The 16,043-nt window shown below is 71.2% G+C and carries 16 protein-coding genes and 1 riboswitch; of the genes, 11 read left to right on the forward strand and 5 right to left on the reverse strand.

Annotated elements, in window-relative coordinates:
• Nucleotides 1-178 precede the first annotated feature (178 nt).
• The 8 genes from ASC82_RS09820 to ASC82_RS09855 all read left to right on the forward strand — a co-directional run bounded on the left by ASC82_RS09820 (nucleotide 179) and on the right by ASC82_RS09855 (nucleotide 7,892).
• The gene (locus ASC82_RS09820) at nucleotides 179-1,345 is read left to right on the forward strand and encodes an Ig-like domain-containing protein (protein WP_242427631.1); all 1,167 of its coding nucleotides are present in this window, start codon (nucleotides 179-181) and stop codon (nucleotides 1,343-1,345) included.
• Nucleotides 1,346-1,549: 204 nt separating this feature from the next.
• Nucleotides 1,550-2,818 (forward strand): Ig-like domain-containing protein, encoded by a 1,269-nt coding sequence (locus ASC82_RS09825; protein WP_056644249.1) that lies wholly within the window; start codon nucleotides 1,550-1,552, stop codon nucleotides 2,816-2,818.
• An 87-nt stretch (nucleotides 2,819-2,905) separates the two neighbouring features.
• Nucleotides 2,906-3,673 carry an enoyl-CoA hydratase-related protein gene (locus ASC82_RS09830; protein ID WP_024755207.1) on the forward strand — a complete coding sequence of 256 codons (768 nt, stop codon included), beginning with the start codon at nucleotides 2,906-2,908 and terminating at the stop codon, nucleotides 3,671-3,673.
• Between the two features lie 70 nt (nucleotides 3,674-3,743).
• Nucleotides 3,744-4,250, forward strand: coding sequence for an ATP-binding protein (locus ASC82_RS09835; RefSeq protein WP_056644251.1), 507 nt, complete (start codon nucleotides 3,744-3,746; stop codon nucleotides 4,248-4,250).
• 394 nt (nucleotides 4,251-4,644) lie between these two features.
• On the forward strand, nucleotides 4,645-5,418 hold the full coding sequence (locus ASC82_RS09840) for a polysaccharide deacetylase family protein (RefSeq protein WP_056644253.1): 774 nt from the start codon (nucleotides 4,645-4,647) through the stop codon (nucleotides 5,416-5,418).
• A complete protein-coding gene (locus ASC82_RS09845; protein ID WP_056644255.1) occupies nucleotides 5,418-6,602 on the forward strand; it encodes a YncE family protein in 1,185 nt (394 codons plus the stop codon). The genes ASC82_RS09840 and ASC82_RS09845 overlap by 1 nt, the downstream gene beginning before the upstream one ends.
• 88 nt (nucleotides 6,603-6,690) lie before the next feature.
• Nucleotides 6,691-6,906, forward strand: a complete 216-nt coding sequence (locus ASC82_RS09850; RefSeq protein ID WP_056644257.1) for an EF-hand domain-containing protein — start codon at nucleotides 6,691-6,693, stop codon at nucleotides 6,904-6,906.
• 68 nt (nucleotides 6,907-6,974) lie between these two features.
• Nucleotides 6,975-7,892 (forward strand): CopD family protein, encoded by a 918-nt coding sequence (locus tag ASC82_RS09855; protein WP_056644259.1) that lies wholly within the window; start codon nucleotides 6,975-6,977, stop codon nucleotides 7,890-7,892.
• A 13-nt stretch (nucleotides 7,893-7,905) separates the two neighbouring features.
• Here the strand turns inward: ASC82_RS09855 and ASC82_RS09860 are convergent, their stop codons facing one another.
• From ASC82_RS09860 to gcvT, 5 genes are all read right to left on the reverse strand, one after another.
• Complete coding sequence (locus tag ASC82_RS09860; protein WP_056644262.1) at nucleotides 7,906-8,469, reverse strand: hypothetical protein; 564 nt, start codon at nucleotides 8,467-8,469, stop codon at nucleotides 7,906-7,908.
• Nucleotides 8,470-8,503: 34 nt separating this feature from the next.
• On the reverse strand, nucleotides 8,504-9,874 hold the full coding sequence (locus ASC82_RS09865) for an L-serine ammonia-lyase (RefSeq protein WP_056644264.1): 1,371 nt from the start codon (nucleotides 9,872-9,874) through the stop codon (nucleotides 8,504-8,506).
• A gap of 164 nt (nucleotides 9,875-10,038) precedes the next feature.
• Nucleotides 10,039-11,307: a serine hydroxymethyltransferase gene (gene glyA / locus ASC82_RS09870; protein ID WP_056644266.1), complete on the reverse strand. Its 1,269-nt coding sequence runs from the start codon at nucleotides 11,305-11,307 to the stop codon at nucleotides 10,039-10,041.
• A 31-nt stretch (nucleotides 11,308-11,338) separates the two neighbouring features.
• Entirely contained in the window at nucleotides 11,339-11,716 is a 378-nt protein-coding gene (gcvH, locus tag ASC82_RS09875) for a glycine cleavage system protein GcvH (protein WP_056644267.1), read from the reverse strand.
• A 77-nt stretch (nucleotides 11,717-11,793) separates the two neighbouring features.
• Nucleotides 11,794-12,918 carry a glycine cleavage system aminomethyltransferase GcvT gene (gene gcvT / locus ASC82_RS09880; RefSeq protein ID WP_056644269.1) on the reverse strand — a complete coding sequence of 375 codons (1,125 nt, stop codon included), beginning with the start codon at nucleotides 12,916-12,918 and terminating at the stop codon, nucleotides 11,794-11,796.
• A gap of 186 nt (nucleotides 12,919-13,104) precedes the next feature.
• A riboswitch (glycine riboswitch) is annotated at nucleotides 13,105-13,204 on the reverse strand.
• Nucleotides 13,205-13,355: 151 nt separating this feature from the next.
• Here gcvT and ASC82_RS09885 point away from each other — a divergent pair.
• The 3 genes from ASC82_RS09885 to ASC82_RS09895 all read left to right on the forward strand — a co-directional run bounded on the left by ASC82_RS09885 (nucleotide 13,356) and on the right by ASC82_RS09895 (nucleotide 15,771).
• Nucleotides 13,356-14,030, forward strand: a complete 675-nt coding sequence (locus ASC82_RS09885; protein ID WP_056644271.1) for an AAA family ATPase — start codon at nucleotides 13,356-13,358, stop codon at nucleotides 14,028-14,030.
• A 118-nt stretch (nucleotides 14,031-14,148) separates the two neighbouring features.
• Complete coding sequence (locus ASC82_RS09890; RefSeq protein WP_056644273.1) at nucleotides 14,149-14,889, forward strand: enhanced serine sensitivity protein SseB; 741 nt, start codon at nucleotides 14,149-14,151, stop codon at nucleotides 14,887-14,889.
• A gap of 90 nt (nucleotides 14,890-14,979) precedes the next feature.
• Nucleotides 14,980-15,771, forward strand: a complete 792-nt coding sequence (locus ASC82_RS09895) for an enhanced serine sensitivity protein SseB C-terminal domain-containing protein (RefSeq protein ID WP_024756548.1) — start codon at nucleotides 14,980-14,982, stop codon at nucleotides 15,769-15,771.
• The last annotated feature ends 272 nt before the right edge of the window (nucleotides 15,772-16,043 follow it).

Consider the following 16,043-nt stretch of genomic DNA (forward strand, 5'->3'; position numbering starts at 1 on the left):
CGGGGGAGCGGCGGCGTCCCGGCCGCCGCTCTTTCCCGTCGTCCTCCCTGTTCTGCCCGCACGGCCGTGCTCCCAACATGGCCCGCACGCACGTTTCCCCTGGAGGGGGGCTGTCGTTGGGCCGAGCGTGAATCGTGTATGGAAGCGGGCAAGGTACGCCCTGGCGGTGGCGGGACTGATGGCGGGCCTCGCGGGCTGCACAGGAGCGGACGGCGAAGGCGGCATCGACATCTCCCTGCCGGGCAAGGCGCGGGCCCCCGGGGATGTCATCCGGGTGAGTCCGGAGGACGGCAGTCGGGGGGTGCCGGCCGGGGGTCCCGTAGAGGTACGGGTGGACAGCGGGCGGCTCGAACGGGTGACGGTCGTCCAGGTCGAGGACGCCCAGCGGACCCGGGTCGCCGGGGAGATCTCCGCGGACGGGCTGCGGTGGCGGCCCCGGGCCGACGCCCGGCTCGCGCTGGCCGCCAAGTACAGCGTGGACGCCGTCGCGCTCGACGCCCACGGTCGCCGCTCCGCCCGGCACACCACCTTCACGACCGTGGTGCCGGAGAGCCGGTTCATCGGCTACTTCAAGCCGGAGAACCGTTCCACTGTCGGCACCGGAATGATCGTCTCCTTCTCCTTCAACCGGCCCATCGAGAACCGGGACGAGGTCGAGAAGGCCATCCGGATCACCTCCGACCCGCCGGTCGAGGTCGTCGGCCACTGGTTCGGGAAGGAGCGGCTCGACTTCCGGCCCGCCGCGTACTGGCGGCCGGGGACGGAGGTCGGCGTGGAGCTCGACCTCCGCGACGTCGAGGGCGCGCCGGGCGTGTACGGCATCCAGCGCAAGAAGGTCGGCTTCACCGTCGGCCGCTCCCAGGTCTCCCTGGTCGACGCCGCCGCGCACACCATGGAGGTCCGCAGGAACGGCGAGGTCCTCGCGACCGTGCCGATCACCGCGGGCGCGCCGAAGACCACCACGTACAACGGGAAGATGGTCGTCACGGAGCTGTACGACGTGACGCGGATGGACGGGCGGACGGTCGGCTTCGGCGGCGAGTACGACATCAAGGACGTCCCGCACGCGATGCGGCTCACCGAGTCGGGGACCTTCCTGCACGGCAACTACTGGGCCTCGGCCGACACGTTCGGCTCGGCGAACGTCAGTCACGGCTGCGTGGGGCTGCGGGACGAGAAGGGCGGCAGCGCGGACTCGCCGGCGGGCTGGTTCTTCGAGCGGACGCTCATCGGCGACGTGGTGGAAGTGGTCAACTCGCGTGACCGGAAGGTCGCTCCCGACAACGGGCTCGGAGGGTGGAACATGGACTGGACCCAGTGGAAGGCCGGTTCGGCGCTGCGCTGAGCCCCCTCTCGCGTCCCCCTCGCGCCCCTCCCGCCACCCGGGCCGTCACCTCGGTGCTTTAGCACGTCGATCGGGACGGAACGGTGACATTCACGAGGATCTTTCGTGTCCTGCGGTGTGATTATCTAGCGCCGTGTGCGCGAGCGGATGCGCACGGGGGTGGGGCCGTGGCGTTGCCCGGCCGTGTGAGGGGAGAAGACCACAGTGAACGGGCAGCCGATATCGGGGGCATCGGTAGGAGCGAATGGCCGGCGCGGCCGACGACGCGGGGGCGTCCGTCTGCAGGCGCTGGCCGCGGGGGCGCTGCTCATCGTCCTCACCGCCTGCGGCGGTGGAGAGACGGCCACCGGCGGTGGCAAGGGGGGCCAGGACCCGGCGTCGCAGGGGAGCGGCAAGCCGGAGAACGCCGCCTCGCAGGCGGTCGTGACGATCCTTCCGAAGGACGGCGCCGACTCGGTCGCCACCAGCGGGGCCCTCAAGGTCTCCGCCGAGCAGGGCAAGCTGACCACGGTCGAGGTCGCCGACTCCAAGGGCGCCGCGGTCGAGGGCAAGATCGCGGCGGACGGTGCCAGCTGGGCGCCCACCGCCCACCTGTCCGCGGGGACCCAGTACAAGGTCCACGCGATCGCGAAGGACGCCGAGGGCCGCGAGTCGGCGAAGGACACCACCTTCACCACGCTGGTCCCGAAGAACACCTTCATCGGCCACTACACGCCGGAGGACGGCGCGACCGTCGGTGTCGGCATGCCGGTGTCCATCAACTTCACCCGGGGCATCACCGACCCGGACGCCGTCGAGAAGGCCATCAAGGTGACGGCCGAGCCGGCCGTGGAGATCGAGGGGCACTGGTTCGGCAACGACCGCCTCGACTTCCGCCCCGAGGAGTACTGGGCCGCGGGCACCAAGGTGACCGTGCACCTCAACCTGGACGGTGTCGAAGGCCGCCCGGGCGTCTACGGCAAGCAGAAGAAGACCGTCACCTTCACCATCGGCCGCCGTCAGGTCTCCACCGTCGACGCGAGCGCCAAGACGATGAAGATCGAGCGGGACGGCAAGATCATCAAGACGCTGCCGATCACCGCGGGCGCCCCGTCGACGACCACGTACAACGGTGAGATGGTCATCAGCGAGAAGTACAAGGTGACCCGGATGAACGGCGCCACGGTCGGCTTCGGTGGCGAGTACGACATCAAGGACGTCCCGCACGCGATGCGTCTGTCCACCTCGGGCACCTTCGTGCACGGCAACTACTGGGCCCCGAAGAGCACCTTCGGCTCCTCGAACGTCAGCCACGGCTGCGTCGGTCTGTCGGACACGCGCGGCGCGGGCGACAGCTCGACCCCGGCCGCCTGGTTCTTCGACCGCTCGATCATCGGTGACGTGATCGTCGTGAAGAACTCCAAGGACAAGCAGATCCAGCCGGAGAACGGCCTCAACGGCTGGAACATGTCGTGGTCGGAGTGGACCGCCTAGTCCGCGTCCGCAGGTCATGAGAGGGGCCCGGTGCTGTGACAAACGGCACCGGGTCCCTTCGCGTTAACGCCTACTAACCTTCGTTCCATGACTGTGAACCTCGAAGTCGCCGATGGCGTCGGCACGATCCGCCTCGACCGCCCCCCGATGAACGCCCTCGACATCGCCACCCAGGACCGGCTGCGCGAGCTGGCCCAGGAGGCGACCGACCGCGACGACGTGCGGGCCGTGATCCTCTACGGCGGCGAGAAGGTGTTCGCGGCCGGCGCGGACATCAAGGAGATGCAGGTCATGGACCACGTGGCCATGGTCAAGCGCTCGCGCGCCCTCCAGGACTCCTTCACCGCGATCGCCCGCATCCCCAAGCCCGTCGTCGCCGCCGTCACCGGCTACGCGCTCGGTGGCGGATGCGAGCTCGCGCTCTGCGCCGACTACCGGATCGCCGCCGACAACGCGAAGCTGGGCCAGCCGGAGATCCTGCTCGGCCTGATCCCCGGCGCGGGCGGCACGCAGCGCCTCTCCCGGCTGATCGGCCCCTCCCGCGCCAAGGACCTCATCTTCACCGGCCGCATGGTGAAGGCGGACGAGGCCCTCACCCTCGGCCTGGTCGACCGGGTCGTCCCGGCCGCCGAGGTGTACGAGCAGGCGCACGCCTGGGCCGCGAAGCTGGCGCAGGGTCCCGCGGTCGCCCTGCGGGCCGCGAAGGAGGCGGTCGACCAGGGTCTGGAGGCCGACATCGACACCGGCCTCGCCATCGAACGCACCTGGTTCGCCGGGCTGTTCGCCACCGCGGACCGCGAGAACGGCATGCGTAGCTTCGTCGAGGAGGGTCCCGGCAAGGCGAAGTTCGCCTGAGCCGTGTCCGAGGGGGCCGATTCCACCGGAACGGCCCCCGCGGACGGCTTCGTGCGGCCATGATGGGGGCATGGCGGGCCTGGAGGGTACGGAGCAACCGTGGCAGCGCGGAAGCGCCGCCGCCGCGCGGTGGTCACCGGCCGTGGACGACGAACAGGTCGCCTGCGTACTGGAGTTGTACGGCAACCCGGCGGACGAGGACGTGGTGCTGCCGTCCCGCCCCGAGTCCGCGTGGGTGGCCCGCCGGCTCACGCAGGGCGTGGTCCTGCGCCAGTGGGGGCTCGGCCCGCAGATCGCCGAGCACGCGGTGCTGCTCGTCTCGGAGCTCGTCGGCAACGCCGTCCGGCACACCGGCGCCCGGTCCTTCAGGCTGCGGCTGCACCGGCGGCGCGGGTGGATCCGGATCGAGGTCCGCGACCCGTCGCGGGGGCTGCCCTGTCTGATGCCGGTGAGCGAGCTCGACACGAGCGGCCGCGGCCTCTTCCTCGTCGACAAGCTCTCCGACCGCTGGGGTGTGGACCTCGCGCCGCGCGGCAAGACGACCTGGTTCGAGATGCGGGTCGCCGACCGCGCCTGAGGATTCCCCTGGCATGCCTCCGGGTGCACGAAAGCCCCCGTCCGCCGCTGTGGGGCGCCTGGGGGCTCTCGTGTGATGCGCCGTGGACGGGGGGGTGTATCCACGGCTGCTATGTCGACCTGGCCCGGGTCAATGGGGGTCGTGTCTCCGACTATGGCAGACGGGAGGCCTCGCCGCCAAAAGTCCCTACCGGGACAGAGTCGGGCAAATGGGGATTGATCGTCTATGAATCATTGGTGACCTGCGGCACTCGCCTTGCAAACATTGAATGGCTATGCGGTTCATCGATTGTTTCCCCGGCCCGTCCGCATGGTGGACGCCCCGGGGGAGGCCGCAAACGTCCTGAATCGGCCTAATCATCACGATTCGGTCGACATCCTTCTTTACTGGTCGGGTGAAGCCGACCGACCGCCGCGGCGTCCTCCGGACGGGCGCGGCCGCCGCCCTCGCGGGAGCCCTCGCCACCGCCTGCGGTACGGAGCCCCGCCCGGCCCCCGCCGCCCGCCGCCCCGGCACGGCGCCCGCCGCCGCCCCGGTCGCCGCCCCCGCCCCGCGCCGCTTCCCCGGCCGGCCCGCCGAGATCGACCACGGCCCCCGCGACCGGCCCCGGGTCGCCCTCACCTTCCACGGCCAGGGCGACCCCGCCCTCGCCCGCACCCTCCTCGGCCAGGCGGAGAAGGCCGGCGCCCGCGTCACCGTCCTCGCCGTCGGCTCCTGGCTCGACGAACACCCCGGCATGGCCCGCCGCATCCTCGACGGCGGACACGACCTCGGCAACCACACCCAGCACCACACCGACATCAACGCCATGACCGAGACCGAGGCCCACGCGGAGATCGAGGCCTGCGCCACCCGCCTGCGCCGCCTCACCGGCTCCGTCGGCACCTGGTTCCGGCCCTCCCGGACGCAGCACGCCGCCCCCGCGGTCCTGCGCGCCGCCCGACGCGCCGGATACCCGCACGCCCTCTCGTACGACGTCGACTCCCTCGACTTCACCTCGCCCGGCGCCGCCGCGATCGTCCGCAACGTCACCGGTTCCGTCCGGCCCGGATCGGTCGTCAGCCTGCACTTCGGCTACCCGGACACCGCCGCCGCGCTGCCCCTCCTCCTCGCCGACCTCGGCCGCCGCGGACTGCGCGCGGTCACCACCACGGAGCTGCTGACCTGATGGCACACCACACCGGACGAAGCGCGGCCCTCCTCGCCGCCGCCCTCCTCGTCACCCTCGCGGGCTGCGGCGGCGGGAACCAGGCCGAGAACGGCGCCACCGGGGTCAAGAAGGCCGCCGCCCCCGCCGTGCCCAAGCCGGCCGCGGCGCCCGCCGGACTCCCCGGCATGCCACCGCTCCTCGACCCCGACGACGTCTACGCCGCCGACCGGCCGAACAAGCTCTCACCGGTCGTCAGGAACTTCCCCTCCCGGGTCTACGTCCCCAACACCACCTCCAACACCGTCTCGGTCATCGACCCCGCCACCTACCAGGTCATCGAGACCATCCCCGTCGGCAACCAGCCCCAGCACGTCGTGCCCTCCTGGGACATGAAGACCCTCTGGGTCAACAACAACCGCGGCCACACCCTCACCCCCATCGACCCCGCCACCGGCATCGCGGGCAAGCCGGTCGAGGTCCACGACCCGTACAACCTCTACTTCACGCCCAACGGCAAGTACGCCGTCGTCATGGCCTCGCTCGACCGCGAACTCGTCTTCCGCGACCCCCACACCATGGAGCGGAAGAAGACCGTCCCCGTGAGCTGCTACGGCGTCAACCACGCCGATTTCTCCGCCGACGGACGGTACTTCGTCGTCTCCTGCGAGTTCTCCGGCGAACTGCTCAAGGTCGACACCGAGAAGATGGAGGTCATCGGCCAGCAGAAACTGCCCTTCCAGGGCGCCATGCCGCAGGACGTGAAGATCTCCCCGGACGGCAAGACCTTCTACGTCGCCGACATGATGGCCCACGGCATGTGGGTCCTCGACGGCGAGAAGTTCACCACCCCGACCCTGCTCCCCACCGGCAAGGGCGCCCACGGCCTCTACGTCAGCCGGGACTCGCGCGAGATGTACGTCCCCAACCGCGGCGAGGGCTCGGTCTCCGTCTTCGACTTCGCGAAGAACAAGCTCACCAAGAAGTGGTGGCTCCCGGACGGCGGCTCCCCCGACATGGGCGGCGTCTCCGCCGACGGCAAGGTGCTGTGGCTGTCCGGACGCTACGACTCCGAGGTCTACGCGATCGACACCGCCAGCGGCAAGCAGCTCGCCCGCATCCCCGTCGGCGGCGGCCCCCACGGCCTCGCGGTCTACCCCCAGCCCGGCCGCTACTCCCTCGGTCACACCGGCATCTTCAGATAGCGCCGCTACCTTCTACCGCCCTCACCCGGCATCGGCGGGCCCGCTAATCTGGCCACCGTCAGAGAAGTACCGAGAAGGGGCGGAAGCAGTGGCGGACATCGAGTCGGCACGCACGGCATTCAACAAGTTCGACGCGGACGGCGACGGCTTCATCACCGCGGCGGAGTACAAGAGCCTCATGGCGCAGTTCGGCGACTTCAACGTCACCGAGACGGTCGCCGAGGTGCTCATCAAGCAGCGCGACACCAACGGCGACGGCGTCCTGTCCTGGGACGAGTTCTGGGCGCACTACAACAAGGCCTGATCCGCCCGCCCGGGCGGGCGGCGCAACGCTGAGTTGCCGCCCGTCCGGGGCTCGGTGACGATCGTCCGGTGACGCTTCCCGGACCCTTCGGTACCCCGAGCCGTCCGACGGCGGCGCTCCTCGCCGCTGTCGCCGCCCTGGCCGTCATCGGCCTCGCCCTGCTGGGCGCGGGCCTCGCCCAGACGGGCACCGGAGAGCTCCGGATACCCGCCGCCGGCACCACCGCGCTGCTGCGTTTCCTCGTCCTCACGGGCCTCGCCGTCCACGCCGGCGAACTCGCCGGCCGCCGCCTCGCCGGGGAAGGACCCCGGCCCCGCGCCCTGTCCGTGCCCGCCGCCCTGCTCGCCGCGGCCGCCTCCGCCGGACTCCTGCTGCTCCTCGCCGCCGTCAGCGGGCTGAGCCTGCCCGTCGTGTACGGGCTGCGGGAGGGCCGCCTCCTGCTCGTCACCGCCAACGCCTTCGCCCTCGCCGCCCTGTGCGCGACCTCCCGGCGCCCGGGCCTCGCCGCCCTCCCGCTCGCCGTCGCGGTCGTGGCCGAGGCGCTGCGGGCCCACACCGAGACGTACACGCCCGCCGTGGGCATCGGACTGACCGTCGTCCACCTCACGGGCGCCTCGCTCTGGCTCGGCTCGCTCCTGTACGTGCTGCGCACCATGCGGCTGCGGCGCGGGGGCCGTGACGTCCTCGTCCGCTACGCCCGGATGGCCGCCGTCCTCTACGCCGCCCTCGCGGCCACCGGCACGGCCTCGACCCTGCGCAGGCTGCCGCTCGACGAGGTCCTGACCACGGCATACGGAAGGATCCTGCTGGTCAAGCTGCTGCTGTTCGGCGGGGTGAGCCTGCTGGCGCTCGCGGCCAGGAGCCGGATGCTGTCCGGCGGCGACGCCGAGGCCCCGGCACGTATCGAGGTGGGCACGCTGGCCGTGATCGTCGTCGTCTCGGCGCTCCTCACGGTGGTGCCCGACCCGCACTGGATCGCGGCTTGACGGGGTGAGGCGGTCAGCCCTTCAGGGCGACGTGGAAGGAGGAGGCCCACAGCACGACCGCGGCGCCCAGACCCACCACCGCACGGATCGTCTCCGCCGAGGTGCCGGCCGCGAGGACGGCGAGACCCACCAGCGCGACGGCCGACAGGGAGACCGCCGTCCACGTGTACTGCCGCTGGTCGAAGAGGCGCGCCAGCGGGAAGAAGTGCAGGCCGACGACGAGGCAGATCCCGACGGGGATGAACTCGGGGTGGCCCGAGGCGTTGGACGCGGCGATCACCGCGAAGATCGCCACCAGTTCGCCGGCGTTGACCAGGCCGACCCAGCGGTTCCACTTCTCGGGCAGCCGTACGGTCCGGGTCACGGGCCCGGCGGTCCCGCGCCGGGCCGTCACCAGCGCGTACGCCGTCACGATGACCGCGAGGGCACCGAGGACGCCCGCCACCGGCACCGAGGCTATGCCGGAGCCGGCCGCGAAGGCCCAGACGAGGGCGAAGACGGCCAGGACGGTCGCTCCCCGGCGGCGCAGATCCCGGGTGAGCGTGAGACATTCCGCGTCGATGATCTCCGTAGTCATGACGCGGACACTACAGCGGCGTGCGGCTACGGGTTCAGCACTCGATGATGTTCACGGCGAGCCCGCCGCGCGCGGTCTCCTTGTACTTCACGCTCATGTCCGCGCCCGTCTCCTTCATGGTCTTGATGACCTTGTCGAGGGAGACCAGGTGCGAGCCGTCGCCGCGCATCGCCATCTTCGCCGCGGTGACGGCCTTGACCGCCGCCATGCCGTTGCGCTCGATGCACGGGATCTGGACGAGGCCGCCGACCGGGTCGCAGGTCAGGCCCAGGTTGTGCTCCATGCCGATCTCGGCCGCGTTCTCCACCTGCTCGGGGGTGCCGCCGAGGACCTCGGCGAGCGCGCCGGCCGCCATCGAGCAGGCCGAGCCGACCTCGCCCTGGCAGCCGACCTCGGCGCCGGAGATCGAGGCGTTCTCCTTGAAGAGCATGCCGACCGCGCCGGCCGCGAGCATGAAGCGGACGATGCCGTCCTCGTCGGCGCCGGGCACGAAGTTCATGTAGTAGTGCAGGACCGCGGGGATGATGCCGGCGGCGCCGTTCGTCGGGGCGGTGACCACCCGGCCGCCGGCCGCGTTCTCCTCGTTCACGGCCATCGCGTAGAGGGTGATCCACTCCATCGCGAGCGCCGCCGGGTCGCCCTCGGAGCGCAGCTTGCGGGCCGTGTTCGCGGCGCGGCGGCGCACCTTCAGGCCGCCCGGCAGGATGCCCTCGCGGGACATGCCGCGCGAGACGCAGGCCTGCATGACGCGCCAGATCTCCAGGAGACCCGCGCGGATCTCCTCCTCGGTGCGCCAGGCCTTCTCGTTCTCCAGCATCATCGAGGAGATGGAGAGGCCGGTCTCCTTGGCGAGCCGCAGCAGCTCGTCACCGGTGCGGAAGGGGTACTTCAGGACGGTGTCGTCCGGGACGATCGGGTTCTCGCCGGCGACCGCGTCCTCGTCGACGACGAAGCCGCCGCCGACGGAGTAGTACGTCTTCTCCAGGACCAGCGCGCCCTCGGCGTCGTACGCGAAGATCGTCATCCCGTTGGCGTGGTACGGGAGCGCCTTGCGGCGGTGCAGGATCAGGTCGGCGTCGAAGTCGAAGGGGATCTCGTGCGCGCCGAGCAGGTTGATCCGGCCGCTGGTCTTGATCCGCTCGACCTCGTCGTCGGCCGTCTCGACGTTCACGGTGCGGGGGGAGCTGCCCTCCAGGCCGAGGAGCACCGCCTTGGGGGTGCCGTGGCCGTGGCCGGTCGCGCCCAGCGAGCCGTACAGCTCCGCCCGTATGGCCGCGGTGTGGGCGAGCAGGCCCTCGTTCTTGAGCCGGCGGGCGAACATCCGGGCCGCGCGCATGGGGCCCACCGTGTGGGAGCTCGACGGGCCGATGCCGATCGAGAACAGGTCGAAGACCGAGATGGCCACGGAAGAACTCCTTGTGGGGGCTAGACGCCGTTGTCTGCCGGGGTGGAGCAGAAGAGCGTGTGATGCGGCGTGGAGACATGAACTGGGGCACCGCGCTCACTGTCCAGTGTGCGCGGTGCCCCGGAACTATCGTACGAACGAAACCGGAACTAAATCGTACGAAATTACTTCAGGCCGGGGTACAGCGGGTGCTTGTCGGCCAGCGCGGTCACCCGGGCCTTGAGGGCCTCGGCCTTCTCGCCGTCGAAGCCCGGCTTCAGGGACTCCGCGATGATGTCGGCGACCTCGGTGAAGTCCTCGTTCTGGAAACCGCGGGTCGCGAGCGCCGGCGTGCCGATGCGCAGACCCGAGGTGACCATCGGCGGGCGCGGGTCGTTCGGAACGGCGTTCCGGTTGACCGTGATGCCGACCTCGTGGAGACGGTCCTCGGCCTGCTGGCCGTCGAGCTCGGAGTTCCGCAGGTCGACCAGGACCAGGTGCACGTCCGTGCCGCCGGACAGGACCGAGACACCGTGCTCGGTGACGTCGTCCCGCACCAGGCGCTCGGCGAGGATGCGGGCGCCGTCCAGGGTGCGCTGCTGGCGCTCCTTGAACTCCTCCGAGGCCGCGACCTTGAAGGAGACGGCCTTGGCCGCGATCACGTGCTCCAGCGGGCCGCCCTGGAAACCGGGGAAGACCGAGGAGTTCAGCTTCTTCGCGAACTCCTTCTTCGCCAGGATGATGCCGCCGCGGGGGCCGCCGAGCGTCTTGTGCGTGGTGGAGGTCACCACGTCGGCGTACGGGACCGGGTTCGGGTGCAGACCGGCCGCGACCAGGCCCGCGAAGTGGGCCATGTCGACCCACAGGAACGCCTCGACCTCGTCGGCGATCCGGCGGAACTCCGCGAAGTCCAGCTGACGCGGGTAGGCGGACCAGCCCGCGATGATGACCTTCGGGCGGTGCTCCTTGGCGAGGCGCTCGACCTCGGCCATGTCGACCAGACCGGCCTCGTCCACGTGGTACGCGACCACGTTGAACTGCTTGCCGGAGAAGTTCAGGCGCATGCCGTGGGTGAGGTGGCCGCCGTGCGCCAGGTCCAGACCCAGGATCGTGTCGCCGGGCTGGGCGATCGCGAAGAGGGCGGCCTGGTTCGCGGAGGCGCCGGAGTGCGGCTGGACGTTGGCGTACTCGGCGCCGAACAGGTCCTTGATCCGGTCGATCGCGATCTGCTCGGCCACGTCGACGTGCTCACAGCCGCCGTAGTAGCGGCGGCCCGGGTAGCCCTCGGCGTACTTGTTGGTGAGGACGGAGCCCTGGGCCTCCATGACCGCGACCGGAGCGAAGTTCTCCGAGGCGATCATCTCGAGGGTGGACTGCTGACGAAGGAGCTCGGCGTCGACGGCGGCGGCGACGTCGGGGTCCAGCTCGTGGAGGGGAGTGTTCAGAAGCGACATGAATCGATCCCTAGGGGTCTCGGGCCCGGTCTCAGCCGGCGGAGAACGCGGTGTACTCGTCGGCGGAGAGCAGCTCGTCCGGCTCGCCCGCGACACGTACCTTGAACAGCCAGCCACCCTCGAACGGAGCCGTGTTCACCAGCGACGGGTCGTCCACCACGTCCTGGTTGGCGGCGACGACCTCACCCGAGACGGGGGAGTACAGGTCGCTCACGGACTTCGTCGACTCCAGCTCGCCACAGGTCTCGCCCGCGGCGACGGTGTCGCCGACGGCGGGAAGCTGGGCGAAGACGACGTCACCGAGCGCGTTGGCCGCGAACTCCGTGATGCCGACCGTCGCGACGCCGTCCTCGGCGGCCGACAGCCACTCGTGCTCCTTGGTGTAGCGCAGCTGCTGGGGGTTGCTCATGACCTGATTCTCCTGGATCGGGGGAGTACTGATGAACGCGGGTCTCGCGGGGTGAGACCCGGGATGAGACGACTGCGTCACTTCTGGCGCTTGTAGAACGGCAGCGCCACGACCTCGTACGGCTCGTGGGTGCCGCGGATGTCCACACCTACACCCTCGGTGCCGGGCGCGGCGTGCGCCGCGTCCACGTACGCGATCGCGATCGGCTTTCCGAGGGTCGGGGACGGGGCGCCCGAGGTCACCTCGCCGATGACCACGCCGTCCTTGACGACGGAGAAGCCGGCGCGCGGGACCCGGCGGCCCTCGGCGATCAGCCCGACGAGCTTGCGCGGCGGGGCGGTCTCGGAGCGCTCGGCGGCCTTCTCGAGCGCCTCGCGGCCGACGAAGCGGCCCTCGTTGGTCGTCTTCTCGAACTTGACGACCCGGCCGAGACCGGCGTCGAAGGGGGTGAGGGCGGTCGTCAGCTCGTGGCCGTACAGCGGCATGCCCGCCTCCAGGCGGAGCGTGTCACGGCAGGACAGACCGCACGGGATCAGACCGACCGGGGCGCCGGCCTCGGTCAGCGCCTTCCAGACGCCCTCGGCGTGCTCGGGCTTCAGGAACAGCTCGAAGCCGTCCTCGCCGGTGTAGCCGGTACGGGCGATCAGCGCGGGCACGCCCGCGACCGTGCCGGGCAGACCGGCGTAGTACTTCAGCCCGTCCAGGTCGGCGTCGGTGAGCGACTTCAGGATGCCGGGGGACTCCGGGCCCTGGATCGCGAGCAGGGCGTACGCGTCGCGGTCGTCGCGGACCTCGGCGTCGAAGCCCTCCGCGCGCTCCACGAGCGCGTCCAGGACGATCTGCGCGTTGGAGGCGTTGGCGACGACCATGTACTCCGTCTCGCCGAGGCGGTAGACGATCAGGTCGTCGAGGATGCCGCCGTCCTCCTGGCAGATCATCGTGTAGCGGGCGCGGCCCACGCCCACCGTGGAGATGTTGCCGACGAGGGCGTGGTCGAGGAGCTCGACGGCCTGCGGGCCCGTGACCGTGATCTCACCCATGTGGGAGAGGTCGAAGAGGCCGGCCTTGGTGCGGACGGCGTTGTGCTCGTCCCGCTCGCTGGCGTAGCGCAGCGGCATGTCCCAGCCCGCGAAGTCGGTCATGGTCGCGCCCAGCGAACGATGCAGCGCATCGAGGGCGGTCAGACGGGGGGCAGTGCTCATGGGGTGGCTCCCGGATCCCAAGGGCGGTTCGGTGACGAAACACATGACGGGCGAGGACGTCCTCCCCATCTGTCATGGAACCTGAGAGGTTCACCGAGAGCATCTCGTCACCGGAAGATCGGCACCGAGAGATCGGCTTGCACCTTGGGTGGGGACACGGCAGGGTGTCCCGCTTTTCAGATCTGCCTCATCCACGCGGTACGGGGCCTGAGAGATTCAAGGGAGGGTCTTGCTCCTTCGGCGTCCGGGCGCCGAAGGCGGTCCGGAACTCTCCCGCGCGGATTCGAGCGGCCGGTATGAGGTTGTATGGCGACTGAGCGCGCCTGGCGGGCACATCATTGCACGCGTGCTCCGCGCGGCACATCACTTGTATCTCATTACCGCTTCTTTACACTTTGTGGGCAAGGGTCTCCCGAGGCCCGGCAGGGGGAGCAGCGATGAGGATCCAGCACACCGGTGCGTACGCGACGGGTACCGGCATACCGTCCCAGCGTGCCCGAGCCCGGACCAGAGCCAGGACCCGCCGGCGCGGCAGGATCCTGCGGGACCTGCGCGAGCGCGGCGGCCGGGGCCCCCGCGCCCTCACGTTCGCGGCCGGCGACCTCGTCGTCGTCTCCGGGCTGCCCGGCAGCGGCAAGTCCACCCTGATGAAGCGGGCCGCCGACGGCCGGGGCATCGACTCCCAGGACGTCCGCGAGCGCTGGGAGGCCCGCATGCCGCGCCTCCTGCCGTACGCGGTCTACCGCCCCCTGGTCCGGATCGCGCACTACGCCGGTCTGCGCCGCGCCCTGCGCTCCGGCGCGAGCGTGATCGTGCACGACTGCGGCACCCAGTCCTGGGTGCGCGGCTGGCTCGCCCGCGAGGCGCGGCGGCGCGGCGCCGCCCTGCACCTGGTCCTGCTCGACGTCGACCCGGACACCGCGAGGGACGGCCAGCGCGACCGGGGCCGGGGCGTCTCCGCGTACGCCTTCGCCCGGCACCGGCGGGCCGTCGGCCGGCTCCTGAGGACCGCCGAGTCCGGCGGCCTGCCGCACGGCTGCGCCTCGGCGACGCTCCTCGACCGGGACGCCGCGGACGCCCTGCGGAAGATTGGATTCCGCGACGCGTCCTGAGGGCGGGCCCCTGCCCGTACCCGCTGCTTTTGGCCACGGCGGCGCCAGGGCGGCGTTAGGGTGCTGCGGGGCGGCGCGGGAGGGCGCGCCCCGCGCGCGAGATAGGGGAACAGGGACCGTGGACGTGACGTGGCCGGGCAATGAGCTCGAAGAGGTGCTGACCGCCTCGCTCGGCAACCCCTCCGCAGGGGGCCGGCTGGTCGAGGTGCTGGGCCGCAGCGAGGTCTGGGTGCCCCTGCCCAACGGCGGCGGCGTGGACAGCGCCGACCTGGATCTCGCCACCATGGAGATCGACGGCGCGGCCTTCGTCCCCGTCTTCAGCTCCGAGCAGCAGTTCCTCGCCTGTGTCGGCCCGCACATGTCCTACACCGTCGCCCCCGCCCGCGACTTCGCCCGCGGCCTGCCCCCGCAGCTGGGCATCGCCGTGAACCCCGGCGGCACCGTGGGCGTCCCGCTGCCCCCGCCCGCCGTCGCGGAGCTCTGCCGCGCCGGCCGCACCCCGCTCGACGGCCCCGCCAGCGGTGGCCGCGTCCGGCTCTTCGAGCCCGACTGGCAGGACGACCCCGTCGACTTCCTCGCCGCCGCCTCCGCAGAATTCGAGGCCACCGGAGTCGTCGCCACCGCCCGCCGCGCCCTGGCGAGCGTCGAGGGCACCGAACCGGCCCTCTTCATCGGCGTCCAGCTCACCGGCTGGGACGGCGTCGACCGGAACGCGCCCCTGGACGCCCTCGGCCGCGCCCTCGGCCGCGTCGAGGTCGCCTGGCCGGTCAACCTCATCCTGCTCGACATGGCGCAGGACCCGGTCGGCGACTGGATGGTGGAGCGGGTGCGCCCCTTCTACCAGCGCGCCGCCGGGTGAGCGGCACCCTGTTTAAGCTGAACTGAAATCGGTAGCCGGACGGACGACGTCCGGGCGGACGTGGTGAACGGAAGAGGGGCGGGACCCAGGGTGAGCGCGTCAGGCACCGCTGCGACCGGTCAGGTCGAGCACATGCTGCGCCAGGTGGCACCCGGACGCTACGACGCGTACGAGAGGCTGCTGCACGCCCTGGCCGACGGCGAGGTCTGGATGCTGCTCTGGCAGGGCTCGCCCGGCTCGTCCGACGCCCAGTACGGGAACATGGAGGTCGACGGCTTCGGCTACGCGCCCTGCGTCACCTCCGCCCAGGAGCTCGCCGCGTCCGGCTGGAACCGCGCCCACGAGCTCGTCACCGGCCGCGAGATGGCCCGCGCCCTCTACCCCGACCGCTGGGGCATCTGGCTGAATCCGCACGCCCCCGGCGGCGGCGTCGGCATCCCCTGGGCCGACCTGCGCCGGATCGCCACCGGCCTCGACCGGATGCCCGCCGGGCCGCTGCGCGTCAGCGAGCCCGCGCTGGAGATCCCGCAGTTCTACGCCCTGCTCACGCAGAACGCGCACCGCACCCCGGCCGTCCGCTCGCTGCGCCGCGGCTGGGTCCAGCCCGCGCTCGGCTCCCCGTACCTCGCCGTCGGGCTCGACCTGTACGACACCTCCGCGGCCGCCGTCGACTCCGTCCGCGCGATGATGCGCCAGTCGATCTCCGCCGTGCCCGACGGGCTGCCCGTCTCGACGGTCGCGCTCTCCGACGCGTACGACCCGGTGGCCCTCTGGCTGAGCGCCCACGCGCGTCCCTTCTACGACCGCGAGGCGCACGCGGGACGCGGATCCGCCGCCGTCCCCGGGTACGGATACCCGCCACCGGCTCCGTCCGGATACTGAGACGTCACCCTTTTCCCCTCGTCACCCACCGGCCTCCGGAGTCCTCTCCGGAGGCCGTTGTTCGCCCCAATACCGCACCTCGAACGCCTAGTTGCGCGACATGTCCGATTACGGTGACGGTGACCCGAGATGGTCCGCTCAGGTGATCACGACGTCCGGATAACGGAAGTCGCAGCACCGCATCACGTTTGAGCAAACATTCCTCGTCAGGGCTGGCGGGTGATCGCGGACGCGTTGAAGACTCCCCGGAACACCGGGCGTTCGGCTCCCTT

It is taken from the genome of Streptomyces sp. Root431 (assembly GCF_001426585.1).
In the GTDB taxonomy this organism is placed as follows: domain Bacteria; phylum Actinomycetota; class Actinomycetes; order Streptomycetales; family Streptomycetaceae; genus Streptomyces; species Streptomyces stackebrandtii.